This window comes from Vreelandella sp. EE27 (genome assembly GCF_968206495.1).
The window spans coordinates 2,668,935-2,694,733 of sequence record NZ_OZ309109.1 but is presented as its reverse complement, the minus strand read 5'-3'; the positions used below and the strand labels follow the sequence as shown (position 1 = coordinate 2,694,733).

Genomic DNA, 25,799 nt, shown 5'->3' with positions numbered 1-25,799 from the left:
CTCGGCCGATAAGAGTAGCGCACTGCGCCCGATGTCCATGAGGGGCAGCGAACGTGATGTCCAAACGATATGGCCACGCTCTTTATTTTAACTATAAGCGAACACGAAGAATGAAAAAGTCGTTAAGTATCCGCGCTATGCTGATTGGCCTTTTTACGGCGGCCGTGTTGGGGGCTTGTGTGCTCGCAACGACGGGCTGGTTCACCAACCAGCGCCTCGTCAACGCCCAGCATTATATTACCGGGGATGTATTGCCCCTTCAGGAAGCTAGCCGCCACCTGGTGCTGACATTGGGGGCCTTTGGTCAGCGCCACGCCGATATGCTGGCGGCGCAAAGCGCCGCGGGGCTGGGGGCGGTCACCTCACAGGACGTATTGAATGAGCGTTATCAGCGTGCCCGGGAAGACCTGTCGCGTCTCTCCCACGCAGACCAGGTGGCGCGTTTGGCGTCGCTGGATACAAGCTATGAAAAGCTGCTCGAAGGTGACAACGCACTGGATAGGGTGCGTCGGGACACGTTGAGCCTGCGCATTCGAATCGCAGCGCAAATCGACGAGATGGAGCAGCGCATCGACAGCGTCATCCAAAGCGCGCAAACCGTATCCGATCGTACGCTTTACACCCAGTCGCGCCGCGAGGCGGCCCAGCGCGATATGATGGAGGCCTGGCGAGAAGAGGGGACCACCTCCCTCCCGACCCAGCTTTTGGATGACTTGTACGCCCCCCGCGTCGATATCGGTAGGCTGAGCGGCGAGGCGCGAGTGGCCATTGCAAGGCTTGCGGATTTAAGCCGTCAAATGCTGCATGCCAGCGACATCGAAGAGCTGATGGATCTGCGTAACTATGTCATCGTCCCTCAGGTAGCGCTGGCGCTTCAGTCGCTGGCGGCCATTGCCGAGGCGCCCAGTACCGAAGTGGAGCAACGCGCCGTCATCGCAGCGCTGGCCGACGAGATCACCGAACTCAACGAGCTGATGGTCGAAGACCCGGACTCGGTATACGCGTTGCGCGAAGCGCAGCTTGCGCTGGATGCACGCACCCAGGCGGCGCTTGCCGACACCACCACCGCCCTGGCGTCGATGCAGGATGATCTAAACGATATCAACAGCTATATCACCACCCAAGCCAGCGGTGCCGCCACCGCCGCCATGCGCCTGGCCGATACCGGGCGCACGCTATTGATATTGGTAACCCTGGGCGTCATTGCGCTACTGGCCATATTTGGCTGGCGCACGCTGGTTCGCGTACTGGGCCCATTGGTACTGATGCGCCGGCAAATGGAGACGATTGGTGGCGACGACGGAGAGCGTGCGGATCTTTCCAAACGTCTGGCGCTCAAGCATGACGACGAAGTCGGTAAGGCCGCGTTTGCCTTCAATCAAATGATGGATACGTTCGAAGCCATGGTGCGCCAGGTGCGCGAAAGCGCCGAAGACATTGCCCACAGCAGTGGCCAGATTGCCGGGGGCAATGAAAACCTGTCCGGGCGTACGGATCAGCAGGCAAGCTCACTGGCGCAGACGGCCTCGAGCGTGGAGCAGATGACCGCCACGGTGAAGCAGACGGCGGACTACGCCGAACAAGCGAAAAAGGCGAGCCATCACGTCGATCAGCGCGCCCGCGCCGCCGGCGGTGTGGCCAAACAAAGCGCCGAGGCGATGAGCGATATTCGCCATTCCAGCGAGCAGATTACGTCGATCGTCAAAGCGATCGACGATATTGCCTTTCAAACCAACCTGCTTGCCCTCAACGCATCGGTGGAAGCCGCGCGCGCCGGTGAGCAAGGACGCGGCTTTGCCGTGGTAGCACAGGAGGTGCGCAAGCTGGCCGGACGCAGTGCCGATGAGGCCGCGCAGATTCGCCATCTGGTCGATGACAGCGTCAAAAAAGTCAGCGAAGGCGAGCAGTTGGTTCACGCCTCGAGCAATCACCTGCAAGACATCATCGATAGTCTGGGCGAGGTGACGCATTACGTCAGCGATATCGCCAACGCCACCTCCGAGCAGTCCTCGGGTATCGAGCAGATCAACGAGGCGATCGCCCAGCTCGATCAGGTCACCCATCAAAACGCCAAACTGGTACAGGAGGCGACTCAGGCAAGCCAACGACTGGATGAGCGGGCCGGGGACATGCACGCTCTGATGAGCCGGTTCCAGGTCAGTGGCTACGCTGAAACCAAAACGCTACCCGCTAGCGAGAAAGCCCCGCAACTGGCTTGAGCGTCGACCCGGGGTTGAATTCGCCTGCCAGCGTCGGCATCTACTGCTGAACAGTTGAAGCGATACACAAGGAGTGAAGTATGACGACGCTCGTAGTCGGTGCCAACGGTCAAATCGGTAAGCAGTTTTGCGAACAGGCCCAGCAGGATGGCGTAGCCGTCAAGGCGATGGTGCGCCGCGAGGAGCAGGCCGAGTGGTTCAAGGCCCGCGGTATCGAGGTCGTCATCGGCGATCTCGAAGGCGAGATGGCCCATGCCTTCGAGGGCTGCAACGAGGTGGTCTTCACCGCCGGCTCGGGCCCGCACACCGGGCCGGACAAGACGCTATTGATCGATTTATATGGCGCGATTCGCACGGCGGATATCGCCAAAGAGAAAGGCCTCGAGCGGTTTGTCATGGTCAGCGCGATCCGCGCCGAGCAGCCGCTCGAAGCGCCGGAGAAGATGCGCCCCTACATGGCGGCCAAGTTCGCCGCCGACCGGCATCTACAAAGCGCCGGGCTGCCCTACGTGATTCTAAAACCCGGGCCGTTGACCAATGACGCGCCGACGCATGGGTTTAGCGACTCGATGGAGGCGAGTGCAGGGGCGGTCACCCGCGCGGACGTCGCCTACGCGCTTCTTCACGTGGTCAAAAACCCGGCGCTGAAAAACCAATCCGTGACGCTACTAAACGGCGAACGCTCCATCGACGCGCTGTTTAGCTAGCCGCTCGTATGAAACTCGACGCCCCCGTTGGCGTAATCGCCGACACCCACGGCCTGCTGCGCGACGAAGCGCTGACGCTTTTGGCAGGCTGTGGGGCGATTTTGCACTTGGGCGATGTGGGTAATAAGCCCGAGGATGCTTTGATCCTCGACCGGCTCGAAGCGCTCGCGCCGCTTTACACGGTCAGGGGCAATATCGATACCGCGGACTGGTGTGAAAAACTGCCCGTCACGCAAACGCTGCTCGTCAACGGCTGGCGGCTGCACCTGGTGCATCGGCTCGCGGACTTCGACGAGGCGGTTGCCTGCGATGTGGTACTCCACGGCCACTCGCACAAACCACGCAACGAATGGCAAGGCGATAGGCTTTTGTTCAACCCGGGAGCGGCGGGTAAGCGCCGTTTCAAACTGCCGTTGACGCTTGGCAAGCTTTGGCTTGGCGAGCGTCATATCCAGCGCGCTATTATCCATCTGCCTTTGTAGCGCTTGCCCGGTAGACCACCGGCCAAGCACTTCAAAACGGGTGCTTGAAAACGAGAAGAGAGCGATGCTCCCACCCACTTCGCTTGCCTGCGCCGTTCGAACGCTGCTGGCGAGCGCCCCTGAAAGCCAATTGCCGTTCACCTACCAGCAGGTTGCAGAGCAGTTAGGCCTTACCCCACCACGCACCATTGCAAGAGTGACCCAAGCGCTCGAGGAGCTAATGCGTGAGGATGCGGCGGCAAAGCGGCCGTTTATCGCCGCGCTGGTGGTCAGCCGGCGCGACGCTATACCGGCGACAGGATTTTTCGAGCTGGCCACCACCCTTGAGCGCTTTCCTCACGACCCCGCCCGCCAACGCGCCGCCTACCAGGCGGAATACGCTAAAGCACTCGCTACGCGCTAATGCTTGCGAGCATGCCCTGGGGGAGAGCGGCGTAGCGGGTCGAGCAGCCCGCTCAAGCCATTGTGATCGATTTCGTGCATCAGTTGGAGAAGCTGGCCAATCTCGCCCGAAGGAAAGCCTTCACGTGCAAACCAGTTAAGGTACGGCCCTGGCAGGTCGGCAATGAGCCAGCCGTGGTGTTTGCCGAACGGCATCGTGTAGGTCACCAGCTTTTCAAGATCGTCGGGGTTCACGGTCAGCCTTTCTCACTTATTGATAGTCGTCGAAGACCAATGGCGTTAGGCATTGGTCGATAATCAGCGCGTCTGGATACCAGGCGCTTCCGCGTCTGGGCCATTTATTCTTCCTGTCAAAAGCCTTCGAATAGAGTGTTTTTCGAATCGGGCCCAAAAATATGATTTTGTTTTCGTAAAAAGCCGCCTAGCATGGCTTCAAAGCGGCACGTTAGCCAAACGACCCTCGCCAAGTAGTGGCGTAATATTCAAGGAGTTTGCCATGAGTCTTTCCCCGTTTCACCTTGCCATTCCCGTCTACGATGTGGCGCTGGCGCGTGCGTTTTATAACGACGTGTTCGGCCTGGAGGAGGGCCGCTCCAGCGAGAACTGGGTGGACTTCAACTTCTTTGGCCACCAGCTAGTGATTCACGGCCATCCCAAAACGCCGGGCCAGGAGAGCGCGCACACCAACCCGGTCGACGGCCACGACGTGCCGGTGCCGCACTTCGGCGTGCTTTTGGAGTGGGACGAATGGGAGGCGCTGGCCGAGCGGCTGAAAGCGCAGGGCATCGAGTTCGTGATCGAACCCTACGTACGCTTCAAAGGCCAGGTCGGCGAGCAGGCGACGATGTTCTTGCTCGACCCCTGCGGTAACGCCCTCGAGTTCAAGGCGTTCAAGGACAAGAGCCAGATATTCGCCAAATAAGTCGCTATTCGATGTAGCACTGGGCGTCGGGGGTTAAACCCCCGGCGCCTTTTCGCGTTGGCGGTGCTGTAGAGGTGGGTGACCAAAATAGCGCTTGTAGTCGCGGCTGAACTGGGCGGCGCTGCGGTAGCCCACCGCCAGCGCCGTCTGGTTCACGTTATGGCTTTGCTGGGTGAGAAGCTGCTGCGCCTTGAGCAGGCGCAGGCGCTTTATGTACTGCACCGGGGATGCCCGGGTTATCTGCTTGAAGTGCAGGTGAAACGCGGAGCTACTCATGTTTACCTGGCGGGCCAGCGCCTCGACGCTGACTTCCTCGGCAAAGTGGTCGTGCAACCTGGCCAGTACCTGCACGATACGCGCGTAGTGGCCGTGCCCCTGAACCAGCGCGCGCAGCGCCGGGCCCTGTTCGCCCTTGAGCGCCTCGTAGACGACGTCGCGAATGCGCGCCGCGCCCATGGCGCTGCACGCTTCGCTTTCGTGCAGGGTGTCGATCAACCGCGCCACCGCGCCTTGCATGGCGGCGTTCATGGCGACGGATGCCATGGGGCGCGGGGCGGCGTTTTGCGGCGCACAGCCGCCCATGGCGGTGACGAGCTCCCCCAGTAGCGCTGGGTCGAGCTTGATCGAAATGCCCAGCAGCGGCGCCTGGGGGCTGGCGTCGGTTTCGCACTCGAAGGGCAGCGGTAGGGTTTGCACCAAGTACTGGCCCGGGTCGTAGTGGATTTCCCGGTCACCCAGGTAGCCGGTTTTTCGCCCCTGGGCAATGATGATCAGGCTGGGTTCGTACATGAGCGGCGTGCGCGCTTGGCGGCGCGGCAGATAGAGCAGCGAGACCTGGTCGAGCAGCGAGGCATTGAAGCCTTCGTGGCGTACCAGCGGCTCGATGAGCCGAGCAAGCGGGCTCGATGGGGCAGAAGAGGTCACCATGATCGGGTTCCAAAAGGCCGTTTAACGAGGATTGTGCCATTTTTGCACGGTTTTTTGTTACTTGATTGCAGGGTTTTGGAGAAAAAGGCAAAAACGGTGGAGCTTCCTTCATCGCAAGATGGCCCAATAGGGTCAATAATGAAGGTACTTTCATTCGACCACTCGGAGCGTTTATGACCCAGGCACACTCCTATGCCGCTTTTGCCGCCGATAAGCCGCTGGCCCCGTTTAGTTTTGAGCGCCGCGAACCGCGCCCGGACGACGTCGCCATCGAAATTCTCTACTGTGGCGTTTGCCACAGCGACCTGCACTTCGCCCGTAACGATTGGGGTATGAGCCAGTATCCGGTCGTGCCCGGCCACGAAATCGTGGGCCGCGTGACGGCGGTGGGCGACAAGGTCAGCCGCTTCAAACAAGGCGACCTGGTCGGTGTGGGCTGCATGGTCGATTCTTGCCGCAGCTGCAGCGCCTGTAAGGATGGCGTCGAGCAGTACTGCCTGGAAGGCTTCACCATGACCTATGGTAGCGAAGACCGCCAGGACGGTACCGTCACCCAGGGTGGCTACTCCGATTCCATCGTGGTGAGCGAACACTTCGTACTGCAAATGCCCGACGGCATCGATCTTGCCTCCGCCGCGCCGCTTTTGTGCGCCGGTATCACCACCTACTCGCCGCTCAAGCACCACGGCGTAGGTAAAGGGCACAAGGTCGGTGTCATCGGCATGGGCGGTTTGGGCCACATGGGTGTGAAACTGGCTAAAGCGCTGGGCGCCGAAGTCACGCTCTTTACCCGCTCGAGCGCCAAGATAGAAGAAGCCAAGCGCAATGGTGCCGACCACGTCGTGGTTTCAAGCGATCAAGAGCAGATGGACGCGGTGGCGGAAACTTTCGACTTCATGCTCGATACCGTGCCGGTCCAGCACGACCTGAACCCTTACCTGACCTCGCTCAAGTATGACGGTACGCACATCATCGTGGGTCTGCTGGAGCCGATCGAGCCCGCTATCGAAGCGTTCAACCTGGTGTTCAAGCGCCGTGTCGTGGCCGGCTCTTTGATCGGTGGCATCGCCGAAACCGAAGAGTTCTTGAAGCTGTGTGCCGACCAGGGCATCACCTGCGATATCGAGATGCTCGACATCAACGCGATCAACGAAGGCTTCGAGCGTATGGAAAAAGGTGACGTGCGCTACCGTTTCGTGATCGACATGGCCACCTTGAAAGGCGATAAAGCCTGATTGCTACCGCGTTGACACGTAGCTGATATCCACCGCCCACCTCGTTTGGGCGGTTTTTTACGTAGCGTTTTGCAAAACGCTTTTTAAACCTCAGGCAGGTGGGCGACGACGCGCAGGCGCACATAGTCGGCGCTCCAGTGGCCCTGGCCGTCGCTCAAGCTATGAGAAAGAAGGTTCAGGGTGTTATCCACCACGGTGTTCTTCATGTTCTCATCGAGGCCGTGCAGAAAGGGCCCGGCAAAGGTGTCGAGCCAGCCGGTCATGCCGGTGGGCAGCGGCGTTGGGCGGGCTACCAGTTCGATGCTATCGACCTTGAAGCCGACGGTTTCGAGCAGGTGGGTATACTCCTGGGCAGTAGGGAAATACCAGGGATGGCGGCCCCGAGCGCTGATGCCACGAAACTGGAGCGCTGCGATCAGCGCGGTGCAAATCGCGGCGATGTTACCGTGACCGCCAAACTCGGCCACGAAGCGTCCGCCAGGTTTCAGCGCGCGCTTGATGCAAGCCAACACCGTTTGCGGGTCGAGCATCCAGTGCAGAACGGCGTTGCTGAACACCGCATCGAACTCTTGATCGAAGGGGAGCTGGTAGCCGTCGATGTGCCTGGCATCGAGACCGCGCTGACGGGCGGCTTCGACCATTTCTTCGGCGGCGTCCACGCCGACGACGTCGGCACCCAGCTGGCTGATACGCTCGGTCAAGGCGCCGTCGCCGCAGCCAAGGTCGAGAATACGCTCGCCAGGCCTGGCGGCCAGAAGATCCAGCACGTCGTTGCCAAGCGCCGGCACGAAGCTTGCGTGCTCGGCGTAATCCTGGGCGTTCCAGCGCTGGCCCGGGCCTTGCTGATGTTGATCTTCAAAGGTATCGGACATGGTGGGCTTCCGAGCGTAAAAAGAGAAAGTGTGTTCCAAGCACAGTATAGTCCGCTACCGGCGGCGTGATGAGCAAGCAATTAACGCTGCCTTGCTCTATTTTTGCTACGTTATGGCCTCACTGTAGGATGGGATTTCTACTGTAGAAGGCCGATTTTCGAATTCGTATCCGCATCGAGGAAGTATGAACGACACGATCAAGTTAATGACGTCTCACCGCTCGATTCGCAAGTTTCGCGATCAGTCGATCTCCCGGGAGCTTTTGGTCGAGCTGATCGAAGCGGGCCAGGGCGCGGCGACCTCCAGCCACGTGCAGGCGTACAGCATCATTCACGTCAAGGCGCCGGAAAACCGCGAAAAGCTCGCAGAGCTTGCCGGTGGGCAGCCTTATATTCACCAGGCGTCGACGTTTTTGGTCTTCTGTGCCGATATGAAACGGCCCACCGAAGCCGCCGAGCGCACCGGGGCGAAGGTCGTCCGTGGCATGACCGAACAGCTACTGGTCTCCACCGTGGATGCCGCGCTGGTCGCACAAAACGTGGCCGTCGCTGCGGAGTCGGAAGGCCTGGGCATCTGCTATATCGGTGGCTTGCGCAATAATCCCGCCGCGGTCAGCGAGCTTTTACGCCTGCCCGAGCACGTCTACCCGGTGTTTGGCATGTGCATCGGTTATCCCGAGCCGGATCAGATCCCCGAGGTGAAGCCGCGCCTGCCCGTCGAAGCGGTGCTCAAGGAAGACTACTACAGCGAAGACCGCGACCAGGTCGAGGCGTTCGATGAGACCATGAAGGCGTACTACCAGGCGCGTAGCAGTGCCAACAAGGACACCGACTGGTCGCACAATCTGACGCCGCTGTTCGATACCAAGCTGCGCGCCCATATGCGCGAATTTCTCATCGAGCGCGGTTTCGAAATGAAGTAACGCCCTGGCGTCGGCCCGCCATGGCCGGCGCTCAGGTTGGCGACAAGTCATTCAATAGGGTGGCCAGCGGTATCGGCTTGCCCAGGTGAAAGCCCTGGGCGTAGTGGATGCCGTGGGCCTGCAAAAGTGGAAGCAGTGCCGGCTGGTCGACGAATTCCGCAATGGTCTGCTTGCCAAAGCCTTTGGCGATATCGGCAATGGCTTTGACGATGGTTTGGCTGTCCGGGTTGGTCAGCAGGTTGCGGATGAAAGAGCCGTCGATCTTGATGTAGTCCACCGGTAGCTGCCCCAGGTAGTGGAAGCTGCTAAAACCGACGCCGAAGTCGTCCAGCGCCGTTTTACAGCCCAGTTCGCGAAGCTTTTGAAGCACGTTGTGAGCGGCCGAAAAATCGGTGATCGCGGCGGTTTCGGTGACTTCCAATATCAGGCGGCAGGGGTCGACCCGGTGGGTGTGAAGCTCCTCGGTCAAGTACTGGCTCAGCTCCTGGTCGTGAAGCGACTGGCCGGAGAGGTTGAGCGCCAGCGAAATGCCGTGGGCTTGAAGCGTGCCAAGCGCTTTCAGGCTGTGATGAATCACCCACCGGTCCAACTGAGTGATCAGCCCGCTTTGCTCGGCGATAGGGATGAAGTGCGCGGGCAGCACGAGGCTATTATTGGCGCCGCGCATCCGCAGAAGCGCTTCATAGTGCTTAACGGAATGATCCGCCAGGCACACGATGGGCTGCACCCAGATATCGAACGCGTCGTTGTCCAGGGCCTGGCGAAGCCGCTCGACCCAGTACACCCGCTCTTGAAGTTCGCCCCGGGCGTCGTCCGCGGTCGAGAGTACGTACCAGTGGGGGTCGCCGCGCTCCTTGGCTTTGTACATGGCGATATCGGCGCTGGCTAAAAGATCCGCCGGCGTACTGCCGTGCAAGGGGGAGAGCGCAATCCCCACGCTTGCGCCAATATGGTGCTTGCGCCCGGCGGCGTTGAAGTCGATGGCGTTGATGAGCTGGATGACATACTCGGCCACACGGATCGCCTGTTCGCTCGAAATATCGCTCATCAGCAGCGCAAACTCGTCGCCGCCCAGGCGCGCAATGGTACTGCGCTGACCCAGGTTGGCGCTGAGCGTAAAGGCGACTTTCCTGAGCAGCCGGTCACCGACGTGGTGGCCGCTGAGCTCGTTGATCTCCTTGAAGCGGTTCAGGTCGAGCAGTAAAACGGCGACCTCGGCGTGCTCCTCGAGCGCTTTTACAAGGGCCTCGTAAAAGTAACGCCGGTTGTGAAGCTCGGTCGTGGTATCGCGTTCGGCAAGCCACACCAGGCGCGCCTCGGCGGCCTTGCGCTGGGTAATATCCAACCCCACGGTAATAAACGCCAGGGCCCCGTCGGCGGCGTGCTGAAGCGGCGCGTGATACCAGGCAACGGTAGTACGACGCTTGTCGAGCGCTTCAAACGTGCTCTCTTCAGGCCCCGGCCGCTCATCGCTGCCCGCCGGGCTTGGATGAGCGCGCTCCAAAACCGGGGCCGGCATCGGCTCGGGCTGATTGAACACCGCGTTGAAATGCCGGCCGATCAGTGCCCCTTCCTGGCAGCCCAGGGCCTCGTGGGTAAAACTGTTGGCCAGACGGATATAGCCCTGGCGGTCCTGGCCGACAATGAAGACTTGAGCGGTATTGAGCAGGCTATTGACGAAATCGCGTTCGCAGGCGAGTTCGTCCACACGTACGCAGAGCTCGTCGCTGCGCTCTTTTACATCGTTTTCCAACGCCTGTAGCTGCAGCGCCAGCGCTCGCGTTGCCTCTTCCAACACGTCGATCTCGTTGCGCCAGCGCGCGGGGGCGGGTAACAGCATGCCCTGCACGTTTTCGAACTCGCCGCGGGCCAGCGAAGGGAGCAAATGCGCCACGTGGCGAAGCCTGCCCATCGGTCCGAGCAAGATGATCAGCAGTAAAAGCTCCGCCAGTACCCAACCGATAACGCCGACCAGCAGCAGGGTTTGGGTCGCGGTTCGAATGGAGGCTATCTGTAGTGACGTGTCGGCGACCAGTAAAAAGTAGCCTGTACTGCGCCAGTCACCGTCGTCCTGCATATAGACCGCGCTGACTTCCAGGTGACGGTTATCGTGCTCGACGCTGTAGGGGGCATTCACCAGCCGGTAGATAGGGACTTTTTTCGCAACGCTTTCGATGACGGGCAGGGCCTGCTCCAAATGGGTCATGGCGATAACGCGGCCCTCCCATTCGGGAATGTTACGCGCCGGCGCTGCGTTTTGGGTCTCCGCGCCGCCGGTAACCATTAGTGCGAGGTCGCTGCCCGATACCGCTTTGACTTCGCGCATTACGTCGGCCAAATCCCGGGAAAAGATCACCACGCCGCTGCTTTGCCCCTCCAGCAGTACCGGCACCGCCGCAAATTGCTGGCACGTCAGCGCGCAGCGAAGCCGGGTCAGCGGCGCTTCCATGGTAAGGACGTCATTGATCCAGCGCCGAGCAGGGAAGATCGGCGCTTCGTCTCCCACGCCGAAGTGAAGTACCTGGTCCCCCAATCGATCGAAGACGAAAACATTGTCCACGCCGCCTTCAAGCTGCAGCGTTGGCCATTGGGCGCTCAACAGCGCGCGCAGCTGGCTTTCGCTGCCGCTTTCGAGCGCCGCGCCAAGCTCGGGTGCGGCCGCCGCCAGCCCCGTTAGCTGACGCAGGCTATTGCTCGAGCGCTGCATGGCCAGGTGTATCTCGCGCTGCTGGCGCTCGTGCTGCTCCTGGCGTGCGGATTCCAACTGGCGGGTCAAGTAGTGTTGCCCAAGCCATACAAAAAGCGCCATCAATGCCAGCAGCAAAAGGCTGCTAAGAGCCACTACCCGCCATGTCAAACTTAACCAGCGGGGCGCTCGCCGAGGTACCGTAGGCTGCATGAATTGTCGTTTCCCGGTAACCAACGCCTAGGCGTCGTGAAAAATGTCACAAGAGCGTATCCCGTGTTGGCTTGCCGTGCGCGCCTGGAAGGCGGTGTTAATCGATGGAAATAACGTGAACCGTGTCATCCACACAGCGTCGTTCGAGATAGCCAAGTGCGCCCGGCGTCGTGGCCAGTTTTTCACGCATTTCGGGTAAATCGCGCACGCGGTGGGGCGCTGCTCCCATACCTGAAAACGCGACCCGATCCCAGGCAAGCTGGAGCTGATGCGGATAAACATCCAGCCACTCTTTAGCGAAGCGCGTGTGCGCCGGGTGGCGGTTAGGCAGCACGAACACCTGAACCACGCGCCCATCCGGCCAGGTTTGCTGGCGCAGGGAAAAAAGGGCGCGAACGCCATCGCGGCTTAGGCTGGAAGTGCTCACCCCGGGATGCGTCACCAGCAGTATATCTTCGGATGCCCGGGTTTGAGCGTGGACATCGCTTAAACATAGCCAAAGCGCCAAAAACAGCGCGATGCCCGCGGCGAACGTCACCCCGTTTTTCAAGAAAGGCGTGATCACGCCATAAATCGGTTGAAAGCGCATTTCATGCATCGCTCGGCAAACCTTTGGGATGCCCCCTTGGGCGGCATACATCCACGCATTCGCGCGTCAGCAACGTTGGACATGGTGCCCTCCAAAACACTTTTTATTAACGATTGATTATTAAGCTTATAGGCTTTTACGTATGACGAAAATAGACGAATGTGTATTAAGCTAATGCCGACTTGCGATAGGGCGTACCCCTTTATGGGCGTGAACCGCGAGCGGGCGCCGCCCCATCCGCTTGCATGAGTTTAAAGCGCAGATCGCTGGCGGGCGCTACACTAAAAAAGAATCGATACCGCCGCGCCTTGGGTGCGGCGACCATGACAAAGGAGAGTCACCATGGCCGGTGGATGGGCAAAAGATGGCGCCGAGCAAGAGCAAATCGAGAGCACGCTGGAAGATGGTGTCGAGCGGGCGCGAAGTCAGCTGCCGAGCGGCGAGAGCAACACGCACTGCGAGGAGTGCGACGCGGTGATCCCCGAGCCGCGGCGCAAGGCCCTGCCCGGCGTCAAACTTTGCATCGCCTGCCAAGCCGCCGAGGATAAAAAGGCCACCAGTGCCAGCGGCTACAACCGCCGCGGCAGTAAGGATAGCCAGTTACGTTAGCCCGCTGCGTTGACCCGGCGTATTAAAAACCTTCGACGATTGCGCTAGTGTAAAAGACCATCTCTCGCGTGGCGCCCGCCACGCCCTGAAAGGCCCTTACCATGCGCAAAAGACCTACCTGGTCCCGTATTCTCATCCATTTCGCCATCGCGCTGCTGGCGGGTATTGTGTTGGGCAGCGTTATCCAAACTCAAATCAATCTAGCGGCGCTTGGGCACATGGGCGTCGACATATCCGCTTTCCGGCGCGGGATGACGACACTTTGGGACCTGGTGACCTTCTCGCCGGTGTATGCGCTGTTGTTCTCCGTCGGGTTCATCGTCTCCCAAAGCGTGGCACTTTTTACCTCCCGGCTGCTGTGGGCCGGCCGCTACCGGCTGCTGCTTTGCCCGTTGCTAGCGATCGCGGCGCTGTTCATCACCTTCCATTTGGTGAACTATTTTGCGCCGATGCCCACCCTCATAGCCGCGACCCGCACAACGCTTGGTTTCGTCGCCATGCTCTCGAGTGCGGGGTTTGCCGGGCTGGTACTGGCGCTATTAAGGGGGCGCGGCCATTACCACCGCCACGCAGCACAAGTGGCTAAAACGGCAGCGATCCTTTTAACCGCTGCAAGCCCTTTGCTGACTACGCCGCCGCCGGCGCTGGCCCAAAGCGCCACACCGGCCTACCAGTTGGAGACCCTCACCGAAGGCCTGGAGCATCCCTGGTCGCTGGCCTTTTTACCCGATGGCTACATGCTGGTGACCGAACGCCCCGGTCGTCTGCGGCTTTTAACCCCGGAGGGGGAACACCTGTCCGCTATTGAGAATGTCCCGGCGGTATACGCCGCCGGCCAATCCGGGCTTTTCGACGTACTGCTTTCGCCCCGCTTTGGCCAGGATCGAACGCTTTTTCTAAGCTACGCCTGTGGCGAGGAGGAGGCCAACCACACCTGCCTTGCCCGCGCCCGCCTGGAAGGTGAAACGCTGGAGCCGGTGGAGGAGATTTTTCGCGTAAGCCCCGCCAAACGCGGCGCTGCCCACTTTGGCGGGCGCCTGGCCTGGCTTGCCGATGACACGCTCATTTTGACCCTGGGCGATGGGTTCGACTACCGCGAGCAGGCGCAAAACAACGCCAATCATATCGGCACGATCGTACGTTTGAATCGCGACGGCAGCGTCCCGGCGGACAACCCGTTCGTGAATGATAAAAGCGTCCGCCCGGAGATCTACAGTTTCGGGCATCGTAACGTTCAGGGCCTGGTGGTCGACCGCGATAACCGCATCATCACCCACGAACACGGGCCGCGCGGCGGTGACGAGATCAACATCATCGCCCCTGCGCCAACTACGGCTGGCCGATCGCCACCACGGGGCTCGACTACACCGGCGCCCGGGTCACGCCGTTTACCGAGTATCCCGGCACCGAGTCACCGCTTCTCGAGTGGACGCCTTCGATTGCCCCGTCGGGCATGACTCGCTACGACGGCGAACTGTTCCCCGAGTGGCAGGGCGACTTGCTGGTCGGCGCGCTGGTGGACCAACAAGTGCGCCGCGTTACGCTCTCCGATGATGCCAGCGAAGCCGACGATGTCGAAGGCCTGTTTGGCGAGCTCGACGAGCGCATCCGCGATGTCCGTACCGACCCGGACGGCGCGATTTATCTACTCACCGATAGCCCCCAGGGGCGCCTTGTTCGCGTAACGCCCGCCGCACCTTGACGCCGAGGCCGCTGGGGTCACACCGCTCTCGCCGCGCGGCACATCCAAAGCGGGTGAGTTTGTGATTTCCTCGATCAAGACTAAAGTCAATAGAGTACCTGTACGAACGGGACCGCGCTCGAGTTACGCAATCGGGCCGCAATGACTTTGGACAAGGAGGTTACGATGAAGCCTATCAACACGTTCGACCCGACACGGCGTAAAGTGGTTGGCGGCCTGGCCACCGGGGTCGCCGCGGCCATGGCCACGCCCGCCTTTGGTCAGTCATCGACTGCTTCAAGTCAGTCTCGCGCGGGGTCCAACGGGGGCGAAGGCGCAAGCGAAGCGCTCAAAATGCAGGACCCCACCAGCCAGTACCCGGCACCGCCGTTTCCCGAACAGCCACAGGAGTGGCCGGGCCTGGCAAGCGAAATGGAACCGCGCCCGGACCACGGCGAAGAGAGCTACCGGGGCAGCGGCCGCCTGGAAGGGCGCCGGGCGCTGATTACCGGCGGTGACTCCGGTATCGGCCGCGCCGCCGCCATTGCCTACGCTCGGGAAGGCGCCGACGTGGCGATCAACTATCTCGAAGCGGAGGAGTCCGACGCGCGCGAAGTGATCGAGCTGATCGAGGCGGAAGGGCGCACGGCGGTGGCGATTCCCGGCGACATTCAAAGCGAGGCATTCTGCCGGGAGCTGGTCGAGACCGCGGTGGAGCGCCTGGGCGGGCTGGATATTCTGGTCAACAACGCCGCGCGTCAGCAGTGGAAGCCGTCGATCACCGATATTTCCCACGACGACTTCGATGCCACCATGAAGACGAACCTCTACGCCATGTACTGGATCACCCAGGCGGCGATGGAGCATCTGGAAGCGGGGGCGGCGATCATCAACACCTCCTCGGTGGTGGCCTACGACCCGCCCAAGGTACTGCTCGACTACTCCATGACCAAGGCGGCGATCATTGCCTTCACCAAAGGCCTGGCCAAACAGGTCGCCGAGCAGGGTATTCGCGTCAACGCCGTAGCACCGGGCCCGTTCTGGACACCGCTACAGCCCAGCGGCGGCCAGCCGGACGACGCCGTGCAGAACTTCGGCGAAGACACGCCCTTCGGCCGCCCCGGCCAGCCAGCGGAGCTTGCCGGGGTGTACGTGCTGCTCGCCTCCCAGGAATCGAGCTTCACCACCGGGCACGTGTATGGCGCGGCAGGGGGCAGTGGTCAGCCCTGATACTGGCTCGGCCTGCGGGGGATGATGGTATATAATGAGCCGCTTAATTATATCCACCCGCAGGCTGCTCGATGGTCCAGATTGTTTATTCCCACCACACCGATGATCGCGAGTTCGTTCATCGCCGGATTACTACCGACCGCTTCGAGACAGCGAGCGACATCATCGATGAGTACCCCTATCAGCGCGAAGCCGAAATGTTCGAGGAGCTGGGCGAAGGGGGCGGTTTGGAGTTCCTGCTGGGTGATCTCAAAGGCCAGCACGCGCACTATCATTTCATTCCCGTCGAGGCGGACAAGGGCATTCTCGATCTTTCCATCGTCGCTAAAAAAGGCGTTTTCAATCTGCTGGGCCGCCAGGCGCTGATCCGACACTTCTATCTCGTGACGCCCGATACCGCCAAAACGCATATTCAGGAGCTCTTCGAGCACTCCGTCGAATTTCTGTATGAAAAGCACCGCCCCTTCAAAAACTGATCCCGCTTTCACCTTCAAGCTTCGATTGATCCAATCCAGTGTCCGGTGAGGGGCTTTCAATGACGTATCACGGCGCGATCATCGACGAGCGCTTGATGACCGACCACGAATACGCCTATGCGAAAAAAGTCGTGGCCGGGCATCGCTACCTCTTCTGGTTTTTGATGGGCAGCGGCGTCATCACGTTTTGCATGGGGGCGGGGCTTCCGATCGCTTTCAGCATGGGGTCGCTAACGCTCGATTGGATCGGATTTTCGCTCATCGCGTTTCTGACGCTTGGGCCGATGATGGCCGGTGTCTGGATGTTCTGGCTGGGCTATAAACGCCGGGTGCGCTTCGACCCGCGCGTCTCCATCATCCGGGGTATCCTGACCATTCGTAAAAAGCGCGTGCCCAGCAACACCGGCGGGGTTAGCTACGTAAACGAGTACTACATCGGCAATGCCCTGCTGCACGGCCCGCCGGGGTCGTACTACCTTCTCGAAAAATGCCATGGCCGGGTCATCGATGTACATGCGCTTTTTTTGCGGATGTATCCACCGCTGAACCTGAGCAAGCGGTATGAGGGGATTGAGGAGGCGCTGCTGTTCAACCTCAACGACCAAATCGACTTGAACGGCGCCTTCGAGAAGTACGGGCGAAAGATGTTCAAACGCGATGCCTGGCGCTTCAACCTTCTAAGTGGCCCGCCCATGCTCCTGTGCCTCGGGCTTGGCTTTTACCTCATCTTCAAGTACGAAATCTTCACTTTCTGGGCGTTGATGGGAATTCTCGTGGCATCGATCGTCGCCGGGGGGCTGATGTACGAATTGTTCGAGTACCTCTACAAAAAGCTCAGAAAGAAACTCGACCCCGATTTTCAGGGCCTGACGCTGGAAGAGATGCTCAAGGGCTAGGCTCGTCGAAGAAATAGGCAACAGAGACCATGAAAAAACAGAAACCCCTGGTCGATACCGCAAGCCACGAGGCATGCGTTCTCGGACAGCGTGACATGACGGCATACGAGCGGTTTCACGTAAGGCAGGTGGCGCTTTACAAGCGAATGGGGCTTCACGTCACCGCACTGGTCGGCGCGGTTTTCGGGCTGATGGGCATCGCGCTTTTAGTGCTTACGCTGGGGCTTTTGATCCGCTTTCAGATCGTGGGCTTTTTGATTGCGGCGGCAACGACAGGGCTTCTGGGGTATGTCGCGCGAGGGATGATCCGCGAAGGCACCAAGCGAAGGCTCAAAACGGCGACTCAGGTGAGGATGATCAAGGGCGTAATGGAGCAGCAGGCGGTCAGCTATGCCACCTATAACGGCAGGACCACTCTGTATTTCCATAGCATCGGCGACTTCGAGTTCATTCGGCCACTGGATACGGAAGTCATTTTCATGTTCTTCGTCGGGAAGCCCTTCGAGGCGCACGTGGTCGAGCTATCTTTTGAGACGCCCGATGGGGCGCCACTGGCGTTGAGAAACAAGCGCGAGGCCATACTGCTCAAGCTTGCGAGCGAGGAGGGGGATGAGATCAAGGTCGACATCGACGGCGTCTATACCCGATACGGCCGACACTATTTCTATCGCTACTTCCTGGCCCACGCGTTGATCATCGGGCCTTCGATACTGTTGAGCCTGGTGCTGATGATCCGTTACTCGGTTCCGCTCGCCGATGCTTACGGGCTCGGGTTATTTACCGGGTTGTTGGCCATCTTCGTGCCCATTGCCATCGCCTTCGCCGCCGGGTCGCTGGTCTATTTCCTGTGTTTGAGGCTTCGCAAGCTGATCAACCCCGATTACGTCAAAACCCACGAGGAGCGGCTAAAGGGGTAGAACCTTTTCACCGGCCTGAAACGCGAGCCGGCCGATGAAATCCTCGACCAGTGGCGAAGTGTTCTCACGATGCCAATTCACGTTGAGCGCCAGAGTCGAATCGGGCCCGCCCGAAAGCGGCGCCAGCGCGCAAAACACGACCCCGTCCAAACGTATTGATCGCGCCAGCGAGGCGGGCACCAGCGCAACGCCCAGCCCGCTTGCTACCAGCCCCAGCAGAGTATGAAGCTGGGCCGCCTCCTGCTTGATGGCGGGCGTGAACCCTGCCGCCTGGCATAGCGCCATCAGCCTGTGGTGATAGCCCAGCCCCAGCGCCCGTGGGGTGAATACGAAATCGCACTCGGCAAACGCCGCAAGAGACACCGGCTCGCCGCTACTCGCCTCGGGGTGGTCGGCGGGCAGCGCCAGTATGATCGCTTCTTCCAGCACCGGGCGGGAGTCGATCACCGGCGGCAGCGGCAGTTCGCGCATCAGCGCCACGTCGACCTCGCCGGCCAACAGCGCTTCGAGCTGGCGGGCCGAGGGCATCTCGCGAAGGTCGAGCTCGACCTCGGGCAGTGCGCTTCGAAACGCGCGAAGCGTCTTGAGGACCGGGGTATAGCCTGCCAGCGACAGCGTGGCGATGGTCAGCCGACCTGCCACGCCATTGGCCACGCGGCGCGCGCGGTCGATGCCGACGTCCAACTGCTCGAGGGTGGCGTAAGCGGCCTCCAGTAAGGCGCGGCCGGCCGGGGTCAGGGTCACGCTTCGCCGGCTACGGAGAAAAAGCGCAAAGCCCAGGCGCTCTTCGAGCCTCGCAATGGCTTGGCTCAAGGGCGGCTGAGCCATGTGCAGCCGCGCGGCGGCCCGGTGGAAATGGAGTTCTTCCGCCACGACGATGAACTGCTTGAGCAGGCGGGTCTCGATCATTGAAGGGTCTCGTCAGTAGGGGCCGCGATCCTGATACTTTAAATGATCGTTAGCGCCATCGGTAATATCGTGTACGTATCACATGCGCTTGCGATTAATATTAGATAAAAATGATTCAAAGCGTACCTTGATGGTGTTCACACACGCCAGATCGAGGAGACGAAGCATGTCATTTCAAGGCAAGACAGCCATCATTACCGGCGGCGGCCGGGGGCTCGGCTGGGCCTACGCCCGAGAGCTCGCCCGCGCCGGGGCGAACGTCGTGATCAGCGATAGCGGGGCTGGCCGGGACGGCGACGGCAGCGACGCCAATGTGGTCGAAAAGGCAGCGGCGGCGCTCGAGCAGGAAGGGCATCGCGTCATCGCCCACCATGGGGCGCTGGAGGAGGAAGCCGAGTGTCGGGCGCTCATCGAGCGCACCCAGGCCACGTTCGGTGGGCTGGATATCATCATCCACAACGCCGGCTGGGTCGGCTACCAGGCAATTGAGCACGCCGGGGCGGCGTTTCTCGAGCGCTCGCTGGCCATCAACGTTTGGGCGCCGACCTGGCTTGCCAAACACGCCTGGCCTTATCTCAAGATGTCCTCGGCGCCGCGCATCGTGCTGACCACGTCTGACCGCGCCATGTACTTGGGCTACGGCCAGAAGGGCTTGACCGCCTACGCGGCGGGCAAGATGGCCCAGGTCGGCCTTATAAATGCGTTGGCTTTCGAGGGCGCGGAGCACGCCATTTTGGTGAACGCCGTCTCGCCGGTGGCCAGAACGCGCATGTGGGGCGAAACCGGTACACCGTCGGATCTCAAGCCCGAATGGGTGACGCCGGGGGTGTTGTATCTGGCAAGCGAGTCGTGCCGGGACAGCGGCTATATTCTGCGCGCCAGCAACGGCCAGTTCAGCGCCACCCGGTTCGAGGAGAACGTCGGCGTCGACTACCCGCGGGATTTGAACCGCGTGCGTGCGGCCAGCATCGACGAGGTGGCCGAGCGGTGGAACGCGATCAAGGAGCGCGCCCATGCATATCGGTAACCTGAGCCGATGGGCAGAGGTGGGGGCCGAGCTTGGCGAAAGCCCGGTCTGGGATGAGCGCACCGGCACGCTCTATTTCGTCGATATTACTGGCGGGCGCCTACACGCTTTTGAGCCAGGCGGCGGGCTTCAGACGCGCTACACGTCAAGCCAGCCCATCGGCGCGCTGGCGCTCACCGAAACCGGTGATCTGATATTCGCCGAAGGCTCGCGGGTCGCGCTGCTCGACCGTCAGACTCGGCACGTTACCCGAACCTCGGAGGCGGTAAGCACGGCCCCGAATCACCGCTTCAACGACGGCGCCTGCGACCCCCAGGGGCGCTTCGTGAGCGGTTTGATGGATCAAGACCACGCAAGTGGAAGCGGGCGGCTCTACGGCTTCGATGATCGATTAACGGCCACGCGTATTCATGAGGGCATGGGCCTGCCCAACGGCCTGGCGTGGAACCGGGCGGGGAGCCTTTACTTCGTGGACTCCGTGGCGCGTCGCATTCTGCAGGCGGACTACTCGCCGAGCACCGGCGCCCTGAGCAATATCGCTACCTTCGCGGAGACCCCAGCTCATCTTGGGCGACCCGACGGGCTCGCCATGGATGTGGAAGGCGGCATCTGGGTGTGCCAGTTTAACGGCGCCTGCTTGCTGCGCTATGACGCTTATGGTGAACTGACCGATAGATTACCGGCGTCCGTGCCCCGGCCCACCAGCTGCTGCTTCGGGGGCGACGACATGAAGACGCTTTTCGTGACCTCCGCCCGGTTTGGCATGAGCGCGGAGGCGCTCGAACGCTACCCCGAGTCGGGCGATCTATTCGCGGTACGCCTGCCCGTGGCCGGCGTACCGCGTTATCGTTTCAAGGCACATTAGCCCGCCCATTCGTTTCATATTGAAGGAGATCCCCATGTTCACCGGTCTCAGTGCCTTTCCGTTAACGCCCATGGACGAGCAGGGGATTCGCGAAGATGAATTCGTCGCCCTGATCCAGCGCCTGGCCGCTGCCCGGGTGGACTCTATCGGCGTGCTGGGCTCGACCGGCAGCTACATGTATCTATCCCGCGAGCAGCGCGAGCGCGTTACACGGCTGGCGGTGGAAAACGCCGCCGATGTGCCGGCCCTCATTGGCATTGGGGCGCTGCGCACCCGCGAGGTGATCGAACTGGCGGAAGACGCTCAGAAGGCCGGGGCGAGCGGTGTGCTGCTGGCGCCGGTATCCTATCAAACGCTTACCGAGGCGGAGGTATTCGAGCACTACAAAGCAGTGGGTGAAACGCTGGACGTGCCGCTCTGCGTCTACGACAACCCGGGTACCACGCACTTCACCTTCAGCGACGAGCTGCATGGGCGTATTGCCGAACTCTCCCAAGTGAAGTCGATCAAGATACCGCCAGTGGCAGGCGATATCGACGCGGTTAGTGCGCGCATCACACGGCTGCGCGCTTTGATTCCAGACGATGTCACTCTTGGCATTAGTGGCGACTTCGTCGCAGCCACCGCCCTGACTGCCGGCTGCGACGGTTGGTATTCGGTGCTCGGCGGGTTGTTGCCGGAAAAAGCGCTGGCCATCACTCGCGCCGCCCAGGCAGGCAATGCTGAAAAAGCTCAGCGGCTGTCCAGCGAGCTCGAGCCGCTTTGGGCGCTCTTTCGCGAACACGGAAGCCTTAGGGTCATCGCGACCGCGGCGGAGCTAATGGGGCGGGTCAATGCGCCGTGTTTGCCGCTGCCGCTCAAAACCCTCGAAGGCCCTCACCGGGAAAACCTCGCCCAGGTGGTCGAGGCGCTATAGATGACGGGGCAAAAGAACGGGCCAGGCCGCTCTGTCGAAAAGACCCTGCCGCGCAGTTGGGTGTGGGACGACACCCGGGCGTTTTTGGCCGTGGCGCGCCACGGCACGCTAAGCGGGGCGGCGGTGGAGCTTCATCTGGGCCTTGCCACGCTTTCACGACGCATCGAACGCTTGGAGCATGCGCTCGACGTGGCGCTGTTTATCCGGCTTCAGTCGGGCTATCGGCTCACCGAAGAGGGATTGGGGCTTTTACAGAGTGCCGAAGCGATGGAGGCGGCGGCCGCCGCTTTCACTACCGGCGCGGCCCACCCTGCGCGGCTTACGGGAACGGTGCGTTTGGCCACGGCGGAGAATCTCGCCACCGAGCTGGTTCTGCCTGCGCTACCCGAATTCTACCGGCAATACCCGGGCATTCATCTCGAACTCGTCACCGATATTGCCGCGCTCAATCTGCATCGGCGGGATGCCGACCTGGCGCTTCGCATGGTCAGGCCGACCCGGGGTAACGTAACGCTGCGCCGATTGGGCACGCTTGGCTACGGGGTTTACGCCAGCGCCGAGGTCGCTGGGCAGCGGCGTACCGATATCAGCGAGAACGCTTTTATTACCTGGAGCGAAGAGTACGCCCACCTGCCAGCAGCCCAGTGGTGTGCACGTATATTGGAAGGACGCGCGCCGGCGCTAACCACCACCTCTGTCGCTACCCAGGTGGCGGCGGCCAAAGCGGGGTTGGGCCATGCCGTGCTGCCACACATCGTGGCGTCAAGCGCGGGGCTCGAATGCGTGGCAAGCGACATCGGCGTGACCCAGCCCATCTATCTGGTCAGCCAGAGCGATCTTGGCCAAACCGGGCGGGTTCGCGCCGTAGCGGATTTTCTGACCGAGCTGGTCAGCCGCCATCAGGAAAGGCTGAGCGGCCGATAGCCGCACTTCTCAAGCATCACTCGGTCAGTTCGATCAGCCGATCCGGGTAGTTGGTGAACAGGCCATCGACGCCCCAGTCGAGCAGGTGCTGCATGTCATCAAACTCGTTGACCGTGTAGATATGCACTGCCAGGTCGTTGTCCTGGGCGCGGCGAACGTACTCCTCGTCGATCACCTCTTCGCCGTCATAAATATAGTTGGTGCCCAAACCGACCGCGTACTCGGCCACCGCTTGAAAATCCTCGTCGGTGGTGTCCTGAGGGGCCGGGGTGACGCCGGTCCACTCGCTCAGTTGGCCGTCGTTTTCATCGTCCGGGGAGTACCACACGAGCTGAATCAGCGGAATATCCGCGTTCAGGTCGTGAATTTTCAGAAGACTTTCCTGATCGAAGGATTGGATCAGCACGCGCCCGGTGTTGATCATGTCGTACGCTTCCAGGCGGCGCACCAGGCCCTCTTCTACGCCCGGGTTGAGTTCCGGCGACTTGGTTTCCAGATAAAACCGGGCATCCTCGCCGAAGCGGTTGAGTACTTCTTCCAGCGTGAGAATCTGCGCGCCTTCGAAGGCTTCATCGGCAAGCGCCGGGTTTTCCTCGTTGAACCAGGCGCCGGTATCCAGCTCTTTCAGCTCGGCCAGGGTATGGTCGTTAATATGACCCTCGCCGTCGCTGGTACGCTCGAGGGTGTCATCGTGAAAAGCGACCAGCTCGCCATCAGCGGTCATCTGGATATCGAGTTCCAGGTAATCCGCGGCCCATTCTTGGGCCAGTTCCAGTGCGGCCATGCTACTTTCCGGCGCATGGCCGCTGGCGCCGCGGTGGGCAATGACCTGAAACGACTGCAGATCCTTTAGCTGTTGCTCCAGCGGCGTGGTGTCGGCCAGCACGCTTGGGGAAACCAGAGCACCTGCTAAAAGACCCAAAGGCAGGGAAACGATCGCAAGACGTTGCATGATCAATCCTTTTATTGAATATACGATCAATGACCCTACAGGGTTTTAAGGGGCTTTCCAAACCACGGCTCAGCGTGGCCCGCATCACGCCCATCGGCCAGGCACTCGATCAGCACTTGCGCTTTTTTAGGTCGGTGAGGCGAAGGGTTGGAATCGGCCTGTAGCGTCTTATTAATAAAGATCAGTTTTTGCTTGTTTAAGTCCACACCCGGTTTGGGGTGTGGTTGAATGAGAGGTTATTCACTTTGGCTTGAAAAGCCGCACCCAAACCGATTACAAGGAGCCGTGCGTGGACGCGCTGACCTGGTTGACCTATGTAGGCGTTATTTTTGCCCTGATCATCTTTCCCGGCCCGGTCGCACTTTTATGCACCAGCCACGGGCTTAAATTCGGCCGAAAGCAGACCACCGCGACGGTGTTGGGCGGAGTATCTGCCTCCCTGGTGTTGATGATGGTTTCTTCGCTTGGTTTGGGCGCGGTTCTGGCGGCGTCGGAACACGCCTTTTATATCCTGAAGCTCGTAGGCGGGGCGTATCTGATCTACCTGGGCATTGCCGCCTGGCGGGACGCCTCGGGCCTGGCGCTCGAAAATCCAACGCCCGAGGGGCGCCCGGGGATGTCGGTGAAAACGCTCTTTCGTCGGGGCTTTACCGTGGGCATTAGCAATCCCAAGGATCTGCTCTTTTTTGCCGCGCTGTTTCCCAACTTCATCGATGTGAGCCAACCCCAGTTCATTCAGTTCATTATTCTTGCGTTGACCTGGCTTGCAATCGATTTCACGCTTATGTCGACCTATGCGGGTCTTGGCTCCAGCATTAGCCGCTGGTTTCAAAGCCCGCGCCGCTACAAGCGGTTCAACCGGGCGACCGGCGGCCTGTTCATGGCCGCCGGCGGCACGCTGATCGCCTCGAACCAGTAGGCAGCGTTAACGCTGGTGATGCTCACTCGCCCGGGCGTCAAGGAGTGACACTTTGGCCAATCTCGTCATCTGTGCCGACGGCACCTGGAATCAGCCCGAAGAAGACCTGCAAGAGGATCATCCGACCAACGTATTGAAGCTGGCGCGAGCCATTTCGCCGTTTAGCGGCGAGGCGCGCCAGCACGTCTCCTACGGCTGGGGCGTGGGCTCCCACGATAACCGGCTGACCGGCGCGCTGACCGGCGCCGGGATCGAAAAGAACATCATCGATGGCTACCGCTACATCGTTCAAAATTACGCCCCGGGCGACGATATCTACCTGTTCGGCTTTAGCCGCGGCGCCTATAACGTGCGTGCCTTGAGCGGGCTGATCAATAATTGCGGCATTCTGAAGCGCTCAGAGGCGGACCGGATCACCCAGGCCTGGGAGATGTACCGGGACGACGCTGACGAAAACTGGCCCGGTGGGGAAGCCGCCAAGGCATTTCGCGAGGCCTATTGCCACCCCTCGCGGCGGGTTCACTTCATTGGCGTGTGGGACACCGTAGGCGCACTCGGTATACCGCTGAGCCTGTTGGGTGGGCTCTTCAATCACGACCACGAATTTTACGACACCAAGATGGGTAGCAATATCGCCACCGCCCGCCATGCGCTTGCCGTTGATGAAAAGCGCGAGGACTTCGAGCCCACGCTTTGGGAGGCCCGCGAAGGCATCGATTTGAAACAGGTGTGGTTTGCTGGCGTGCATAGCGACGTAGGCGGCGGCAAAGCACCGGATGACAACGGCCGGCAGGCCTCGGATACGCCGCTTAAGTGGATGGCAAACGAAGCGCGGGCCGCGGGGTTGGCCATCGAACCTCATTTGTTCGAGGAGCTAACCGATGGCAGTCAAGCAGTGCTCAATGAATCGCGTAAACACGTGTACCGGTTAAGGGGCAAGCTCGACCGTCCGCTGGTCAACGAAAGCAAGCCCACGGCCATTCATTTTAGTGTCAAAGCCCGTTTCGAGCGCGACGAAAGCTACCGGCCCCCCAGGCTCGAGGCGCTGGTAGAAGAGCGCGGCTGGGAGGGTGTCGTGCTAGAGCACTAGGCGTATTTTAGTAGGCCTTCTCGGATCAACCCGGGCTCGCCCGTTCGTGCCGGGTATCACTTAAAGCAACCTGCTGGCCGCTCTTGCTGCCGGGCCAATAGTGTACCTGGTATGCTATCGAAGAATATAAGATTCGATTTTAATTCCTTTTTGACCACTTGAATTTGCACTAATATAGCGCGCCACACCCGTTGGACCGCAGGCCTTCAGAG

Annotated in this window: 25 protein-coding genes and 1 pseudogene; 19 read left to right on the top strand and 7 right to left on the bottom strand. The window is 60.7% G+C overall.

Annotated elements, in window-relative coordinates:
* Positions 1-179: 179 nt before the first annotated feature.
* The 4 genes from ACWHVV_RS12700 (at position 180) to ACWHVV_RS12685 (ending at position 3,811) form a co-directional block, all read left to right on the top strand.
* Positions 180-2,219, top strand: a complete 2,040-nt coding sequence (locus tag ACWHVV_RS12700; RefSeq protein WP_447926565.1) for a methyl-accepting chemotaxis protein — start codon at positions 180-182, stop codon at positions 2,217-2,219.
* Positions 2,220-2,299: 80 nt separating this feature from the next.
* Positions 2,300-2,926 (top strand): SDR family oxidoreductase, encoded by a 627-nt coding sequence (locus ACWHVV_RS12695; protein WP_447926564.1) that lies wholly within the window; start codon positions 2,300-2,302, stop codon positions 2,924-2,926.
* A gap of 8 nt (positions 2,927-2,934) precedes the next feature.
* A complete protein-coding gene (locus ACWHVV_RS12690; protein ID WP_447926563.1) occupies positions 2,935-3,408 on the top strand; it encodes a metallophosphoesterase family protein in 474 nt (157 codons plus the stop codon).
* A gap of 64 nt (positions 3,409-3,472) precedes the next feature.
* Positions 3,473-3,811: a hypothetical protein gene (locus tag ACWHVV_RS12685; protein WP_447926562.1), complete on the top strand. Its 339-nt coding sequence runs from the start codon at positions 3,473-3,475 to the stop codon at positions 3,809-3,811.
* Here the strand turns inward: ACWHVV_RS12685 and ACWHVV_RS12680 are convergent.
* Complete coding sequence (locus ACWHVV_RS12680) at positions 3,808-4,044, bottom strand: DUF3820 family protein (protein WP_447926561.1); 237 nt, start codon at positions 4,042-4,044, stop codon at positions 3,808-3,810. The two genes, ACWHVV_RS12685 and ACWHVV_RS12680, sit on opposite strands and share 4 nt — an antisense overlap.
* A 262-nt stretch (positions 4,045-4,306) precedes the next feature.
* Between ACWHVV_RS12680 and ACWHVV_RS12675 the strand changes: the two genes are divergently transcribed.
* Positions 4,307-4,732 (top strand): VOC family protein, encoded by a 426-nt coding sequence (locus ACWHVV_RS12675; RefSeq protein ID WP_106373480.1) that lies wholly within the window; start codon positions 4,307-4,309, stop codon positions 4,730-4,732.
* Between the two features lie 33 nt (positions 4,733-4,765).
* Here the strand turns inward: ACWHVV_RS12675 and ACWHVV_RS12670 are convergent, their stop codons facing one another.
* Entirely contained in the window at positions 4,766-5,659 is an 894-nt protein-coding gene (locus ACWHVV_RS12670; protein ID WP_447529422.1) for an AraC family transcriptional regulator N-terminal domain-containing protein, read from the bottom strand.
* 173 nt (positions 5,660-5,832) lie between these two features.
* On the opposite strand from ACWHVV_RS12670, the gene ACWHVV_RS12665 reads away from it, so the two are divergent.
* On the top strand, positions 5,833-6,894 hold the full coding sequence (locus tag ACWHVV_RS12665; RefSeq protein WP_447893879.1) for an NAD(P)-dependent alcohol dehydrogenase: 1,062 nt from the start codon (positions 5,833-5,835) through the stop codon (positions 6,892-6,894).
* 83 nt (positions 6,895-6,977) lie between these two features.
* On the opposite strand, the gene ACWHVV_RS12660 is transcribed toward ACWHVV_RS12665, so the two are convergent.
* Complete coding sequence (locus tag ACWHVV_RS12660; RefSeq protein ID WP_447926560.1) at positions 6,978-7,766, bottom strand: class I SAM-dependent methyltransferase; 789 nt, start codon at positions 7,764-7,766, stop codon at positions 6,978-6,980.
* A 184-nt stretch (positions 7,767-7,950) separates the two neighbouring features.
* Between ACWHVV_RS12660 and nfsA the strand changes: the two genes are divergently transcribed.
* Positions 7,951-8,688 carry an oxygen-insensitive NADPH nitroreductase gene (nfsA, locus tag ACWHVV_RS12655; protein ID WP_447926559.1) on the top strand — a complete coding sequence of 246 codons (738 nt, stop codon included), beginning with the start codon at positions 7,951-7,953 and terminating at the stop codon, positions 8,686-8,688.
* Positions 8,689-8,719: 31 nt separating this feature from the next.
* Here the strand turns inward: nfsA and ACWHVV_RS12650 are convergent, their stop codons facing one another.
* Together ACWHVV_RS12650 and ACWHVV_RS12645 are read right to left on the bottom strand one after the other, a co-directional pair.
* Positions 8,720-11,530, bottom strand: a complete 2,811-nt coding sequence (locus ACWHVV_RS12650; protein WP_447926558.1) for an EAL domain-containing protein — start codon at positions 11,528-11,530, stop codon at positions 8,720-8,722.
* A 154-nt stretch (positions 11,531-11,684) separates the two neighbouring features.
* Positions 11,685-12,176 (bottom strand): hypothetical protein, encoded by a 492-nt coding sequence (locus ACWHVV_RS12645; RefSeq protein WP_447926557.1) that lies wholly within the window; start codon positions 12,174-12,176, stop codon positions 11,685-11,687.
* Between the two features lie 342 nt (positions 12,177-12,518).
* On the opposite strand from ACWHVV_RS12645, the gene ACWHVV_RS12640 reads away from it, so the two are divergent.
* The 6 genes and pseudogenes from ACWHVV_RS12640 (at position 12,519) to ACWHVV_RS12615 (ending at position 17,985) form a co-directional block, all read left to right on the top strand.
* Positions 12,519-12,785 carry a DksA/TraR family C4-type zinc finger protein gene (locus ACWHVV_RS12640; RefSeq protein ID WP_447893875.1) on the top strand — a complete coding sequence of 89 codons (267 nt, stop codon included), beginning with the start codon at positions 12,519-12,521 and terminating at the stop codon, positions 12,783-12,785.
* 101 nt (positions 12,786-12,886) lie between these two features.
* Positions 12,887-14,487 (top strand): annotated as a pseudogene (locus ACWHVV_RS12635) (PQQ-dependent sugar dehydrogenase).
* A 165-nt stretch (positions 14,488-14,652) separates the two neighbouring features.
* Entirely contained in the window at positions 14,653-15,696 is a 1,044-nt protein-coding gene (locus tag ACWHVV_RS12630; RefSeq protein ID WP_447926556.1) for an SDR family oxidoreductase, read from the top strand.
* A gap of 71 nt (positions 15,697-15,767) precedes the next feature.
* Positions 15,768-16,172 carry a hypothetical protein gene (locus ACWHVV_RS12625; protein ID WP_447926555.1) on the top strand — a complete coding sequence of 135 codons (405 nt, stop codon included), beginning with the start codon at positions 15,768-15,770 and terminating at the stop codon, positions 16,170-16,172.
* Between the two features lie 59 nt (positions 16,173-16,231).
* Positions 16,232-17,068, top strand: a complete 837-nt coding sequence (locus ACWHVV_RS12620; protein ID WP_447926554.1) for a hypothetical protein — start codon at positions 16,232-16,234, stop codon at positions 17,066-17,068.
* A 95-nt stretch (positions 17,069-17,163) separates the two neighbouring features.
* The gene (locus ACWHVV_RS12615; protein WP_447926553.1) at positions 17,164-17,985 is read left to right on the top strand and encodes a hypothetical protein; all 822 of its coding nucleotides are present in this window, start codon (positions 17,164-17,166) and stop codon (positions 17,983-17,985) included.
* Here the strand turns inward: ACWHVV_RS12615 and ACWHVV_RS12610 are convergent.
* Positions 17,974-18,894 (bottom strand): LysR substrate-binding domain-containing protein, encoded by a 921-nt coding sequence (locus tag ACWHVV_RS12610; RefSeq protein ID WP_447926552.1) that lies wholly within the window; start codon positions 18,892-18,894, stop codon positions 17,974-17,976. The genes ACWHVV_RS12615 and ACWHVV_RS12610 overlap by 12 nt on opposite strands.
* 166 nt (positions 18,895-19,060) lie before the next feature.
* Here ACWHVV_RS12610 and ACWHVV_RS12605 point away from each other — a divergent pair, with 166 nt between their 5' ends.
* The 4 genes from ACWHVV_RS12605 to ACWHVV_RS12590 are packed head-to-tail and all read left to right on the top strand — an operon-like array spanning position 19,061 to position 22,626.
* On the top strand, positions 19,061-19,921 hold the full coding sequence (locus ACWHVV_RS12605) for an SDR family NAD(P)-dependent oxidoreductase (RefSeq protein WP_447926551.1): 861 nt from the start codon (positions 19,061-19,063) through the stop codon (positions 19,919-19,921).
* Complete coding sequence (locus ACWHVV_RS12600) at positions 19,908-20,786, top strand: SMP-30/gluconolactonase/LRE family protein (protein WP_447926550.1); 879 nt, start codon at positions 19,908-19,910, stop codon at positions 20,784-20,786. Before ACWHVV_RS12605 ends, ACWHVV_RS12600 begins: the two co-directional genes overlap by 14 nt.
* A 34-nt stretch (positions 20,787-20,820) precedes the next feature.
* On the top strand, positions 20,821-21,702 hold the full coding sequence (locus tag ACWHVV_RS12595; protein ID WP_447926549.1) for a dihydrodipicolinate synthase family protein: 882 nt from the start codon (positions 20,821-20,823) through the stop codon (positions 21,700-21,702).
* The gene (locus ACWHVV_RS12590; RefSeq protein ID WP_447926548.1) at positions 21,703-22,626 is read left to right on the top strand and encodes a LysR family transcriptional regulator; all 924 of its coding nucleotides are present in this window, start codon (positions 21,703-21,705) and stop codon (positions 22,624-22,626) included.
* A 16-nt stretch (positions 22,627-22,642) separates the two neighbouring features.
* Here ACWHVV_RS12590 and ACWHVV_RS12585 read toward each other — a convergent pair whose 3' ends face one another.
* Positions 22,643-23,578: a glycerophosphodiester phosphodiesterase gene (locus ACWHVV_RS12585; protein ID WP_447926547.1), complete on the bottom strand. Its 936-nt coding sequence runs from the start codon at positions 23,576-23,578 to the stop codon at positions 22,643-22,645.
* Between the two features lie 289 nt (positions 23,579-23,867).
* On the opposite strand from ACWHVV_RS12585, the gene ACWHVV_RS12580 reads away from it, so the two are divergent.
* Positions 23,868-24,497: a LysE family translocator gene (locus ACWHVV_RS12580; RefSeq protein ID WP_447893863.1), complete on the top strand. Its 630-nt coding sequence runs from the start codon at positions 23,868-23,870 to the stop codon at positions 24,495-24,497.
* A gap of 52 nt (positions 24,498-24,549) precedes the next feature.
* Positions 24,550-25,587 (top strand): DUF2235 domain-containing protein, encoded by a 1,038-nt coding sequence (locus ACWHVV_RS12575; protein ID WP_447926546.1) that lies wholly within the window; start codon positions 24,550-24,552, stop codon positions 25,585-25,587.
* The last annotated feature ends 212 nt before the right edge of the window (positions 25,588-25,799 follow it).

What these genes read in the sequence shown, in the direction of transcription:
- ACWHVV_RS12695 (WP_447926564.1), top strand. Translation starts at nt 2,300, where the DNA reads ATGACGACGCTCGTAGTCGGTGCCAACGGTCAAATCGGTAAGCAGTTT.
- ACWHVV_RS12690 (WP_447926563.1), top strand. Translation starts at nt 2,935, where the DNA reads ATGAAACTCGACGCCCCCGTTGGCGTAATCGCCGACACCCACGGCCTG.
- ACWHVV_RS12685 (WP_447926562.1), top strand. Translation starts at nt 3,473, where the DNA reads ATGCTCCCACCCACTTCGCTTGCCTGCGCCGTTCGAACGCTGCTGGCG.
- ACWHVV_RS12675 (WP_106373480.1), top strand. Translation starts at nt 4,307, where the DNA reads ATGAGTCTTTCCCCGTTTCACCTTGCCATTCCCGTCTACGATGTGGCG.
- ACWHVV_RS12670 (WP_447529422.1), bottom strand. Translation starts at nt 5,659, where the DNA reads ATGGTGACCTCTTCTGCCCCATCGAGCCCGCTTGCTCGGCTCATCGAG.
- ACWHVV_RS12665 (WP_447893879.1), top strand. Translation starts at nt 5,833, where the DNA reads ATGACCCAGGCACACTCCTATGCCGCTTTTGCCGCCGATAAGCCGCTG.
- ACWHVV_RS12660 (WP_447926560.1), bottom strand. Translation starts at nt 7,766, where the DNA reads ATGTCCGATACCTTTGAAGATCAACATCAGCAAGGCCCGGGCCAGCGC.
- nfsA (WP_447926559.1), top strand. Translation starts at nt 7,951, where the DNA reads ATGAACGACACGATCAAGTTAATGACGTCTCACCGCTCGATTCGCAAG.
- ACWHVV_RS12645 (WP_447926557.1), bottom strand. Translation starts at nt 12,176, where the DNA reads ATGCGCTTTCAACCGATTTATGGCGTGATCACGCCTTTCTTGAAAAAC.
- ACWHVV_RS12640 (WP_447893875.1), top strand. Translation starts at nt 12,519, where the DNA reads ATGGCCGGTGGATGGGCAAAAGATGGCGCCGAGCAAGAGCAAATCGAG.
- ACWHVV_RS12630 (WP_447926556.1), top strand. Translation starts at nt 14,653, where the DNA reads ATGAAGCCTATCAACACGTTCGACCCGACACGGCGTAAAGTGGTTGGC.
- ACWHVV_RS12625 (WP_447926555.1), top strand. Translation starts at nt 15,768, where the DNA reads ATGGTCCAGATTGTTTATTCCCACCACACCGATGATCGCGAGTTCGTT.
- ACWHVV_RS12620 (WP_447926554.1), top strand. Translation starts at nt 16,232, where the DNA reads ATGACGTATCACGGCGCGATCATCGACGAGCGCTTGATGACCGACCAC.
- ACWHVV_RS12615 (WP_447926553.1), top strand. Translation starts at nt 17,164, where the DNA reads ATGACGGCATACGAGCGGTTTCACGTAAGGCAGGTGGCGCTTTACAAG.
- ACWHVV_RS12610 (WP_447926552.1), bottom strand. Translation starts at nt 18,894, where the DNA reads ATGATCGAGACCCGCCTGCTCAAGCAGTTCATCGTCGTGGCGGAAGAA.
- ACWHVV_RS12605 (WP_447926551.1), top strand. Translation starts at nt 19,061, where the DNA reads ATGTCATTTCAAGGCAAGACAGCCATCATTACCGGCGGCGGCCGGGGG.
- ACWHVV_RS12600 (WP_447926550.1), top strand. Translation starts at nt 19,908, where the DNA reads ATGCATATCGGTAACCTGAGCCGATGGGCAGAGGTGGGGGCCGAGCTT.
- ACWHVV_RS12595 (WP_447926549.1), top strand. Translation starts at nt 20,821, where the DNA reads ATGTTCACCGGTCTCAGTGCCTTTCCGTTAACGCCCATGGACGAGCAG.
- ACWHVV_RS12590 (WP_447926548.1), top strand. Translation starts at nt 21,703, where the DNA reads ATGACGGGGCAAAAGAACGGGCCAGGCCGCTCTGTCGAAAAGACCCTG.
- ACWHVV_RS12585 (WP_447926547.1), bottom strand. Translation starts at nt 23,578, where the DNA reads ATGCAACGTCTTGCGATCGTTTCCCTGCCTTTGGGTCTTTTAGCAGGT.